The organism is Mycobacterium sp., assembly GCF_049585075.1.
Taxonomy (GTDB): Bacteria; Actinomycetota; Actinomycetes; order Mycobacteriales; family Mycobacteriaceae; genus Mycobacterium.
On sequence record NZ_JBAUZA010000168.1, the window covers coordinates 1 to 1,759 of the forward strand.

At 64.9% G+C, this 1,759-nt stretch carries 2 protein-coding genes and 1 pseudogene; all 3 read left to right on the top strand.

The genetic code is table 11. The features are described 5' to 3' along the window. Positions 1-36 precede the first annotated feature (36 nt). On the top strand, positions 37-786 hold the full coding sequence (locus WB785_RS07755) for a lysophospholipid acyltransferase family protein (protein ID WP_424078261.1): 750 nt from the start codon (positions 37-39) through the stop codon (positions 784-786). 74 nt (positions 787-860) lie between these two features. Next, a complete protein-coding gene (locus WB785_RS07760; protein ID WP_424078260.1) occupies positions 861-1,646 on the top strand; it encodes a lysophospholipid acyltransferase family protein in 786 nt (261 codons plus the stop codon). 28 nt (positions 1,647-1,674) lie between these two features. Beyond that, positions 1,675-1,759 (top strand): annotated as a pseudogene (locus WB785_RS07765) (HAD family hydrolase); the annotation flags it as partial.

Genomic DNA, 1,759 nt, shown 5'->3' on the forward strand with positions numbered 1-1,759 from the left:
GCCGGGCAGATCCGGCGAGCGCACCGGAGTAGCAGCATGCAGCCGGTTTTCCGAACTCTCGAGATCGCGGCTAAAGCCCTGGTCAGGGCGACCGGCACCAAGATCACCTACCAGAACCTGGAAAACATCCCGCGAACCGGCGGGGCGGTGCTGGCGATCAACCACACCAGCTACGTGGACTGGCTGCCGGCCGCGCTCGCTGTGCATTACCGCGGGCGGCGCATCCGCTACATGATCAAGGCCGAGATGCAGCAGGTGAAGGTGGTCAACTTCTTGATCAGACACACCAAGACCATCCCGGTCAACCGCGGAGCCGGGGGCGAGGCCTACGCCGAGGCGGTGCGATTGCTGCGCGCCGGGGAGGTGGTCGGCCTGATGCCTGAGGCGACGATCAGCCGCAGCTTCGAACTCAAGGAGTTCAAGACCGGGGCAGCGCGGATGGCGCTGGAGGCCAGCGTCCCGATGATTCCGCTGATCGTGTGGGGTGCGCAGCGGATTTGGACCAAGGACCACCCGCGGAATGTGGGCCGCAAAAAGATCCCGGTCGTCGTCGCGGCAGGCAAGCCGTTGCCGGCCGACGGTGACGTCGAGCAGCTTGACGCGGCGCTACGCGACGAAATGACGACGTTGTTGCATCGCGTCCAGGCGGAATATCCCCACCCCGAAGGCGAGTTCTGGGTACCGCACCGGCTTGGCGGCAGCGCACCTACGGTAGCGGAAGCAAAGAATCTTGAGGAAACTGAAAAGGCTGAGCGCGACCGTCGACGCGCGGAGCGCGGTCAGTAGCTCGGCGAAGGGCGCTCGGGGTACGCGTCGGGGGCGAAGGAGCGGCGCCGAGTTGAACGAAAGGAGCTCCGATCATGGCAGAACCGTTTTACCGATTCGGTGAGTGGATCGTGCCGCCGGTCGTTGCGATGAACGGAACCAAGTTCACGTTCCAGGGCCTCGAAAATATTCCGCTGCGGGGCGGCGCGATACTTGCCCAGAACCACACCAGCTACCTGGACTGGCTTCCGCCATTGTTTGCCGTGCGGGAGCGGGGCCGGCGGATGTACTTCATGATCAAGGCCGAGATGGCCGACGTGAAGGCGGCGAATTACGTCATCAAGCACGCCAGGCTCATTCCGGTGGACCGCAAGCAGGGGCACGAAGCGTTCGAGGTAGCCGTGCAGCGGCTGCGCGAGGGCCAACTCATCGGCATGCATCCCGAGGCCACCATCAGCCGCAGTTTCGAACTTCGCGAGTTCAAGACCGGGGCAGCCAGGATGGCCTTGGAGGCGCGGGTGCCGATAATCCCGATGGTCGTTTGGGGCGCCCACCGGATATGGCCTAAAGATCACGAAAAGAAGGTGTTTCGCAACAAGGTCCCGATCACTGTGGCCGCCGGCCGGCCGCTGCCCCCGCAGGGCACCCCCGAACAACTCAACGCCGTGCTCCGCGAAGCCATGAACGAGATGCTGTACCGGGTGCAGGAGGAGTATCCGCATCCGGCGGGCGAGTTTTGGGTCCCGCGGCGGCTGGGCGGCAGCGCGCCGACTCGGGAAAACTCCCAGGCGATCCGGTTCGCCGAATTGCAACAGCGCCTTCAGAAGCGCGGAACCGACGGCGTGACACGGCCGGGGGAAACCCAGAGCGGAATACATTGATCGCTGGCTGCGAAGGCGGATCGGCCCAGTGACCCTGCCTGCCCTGATCGCCTGCGATGTGGACGGCACCCTGATCGCCGACGACGAGAGAATCTCTTCGCGCACGCGCGCCG

Bases quoted from the DNA above. Each gene is read 5' to 3' on its own strand.
- WB785_RS07755 (WP_424078261.1), top strand. From the start codon at position 37: ATGCAGCCGGTTTTCCGAACTCTCGAGATCGCGGCTAAAGCCCTGGTC.
- WB785_RS07760 (WP_424078260.1), top strand. From the start codon at position 861: ATGGCAGAACCGTTTTACCGATTCGGTGAGTGGATCGTGCCGCCGGTC.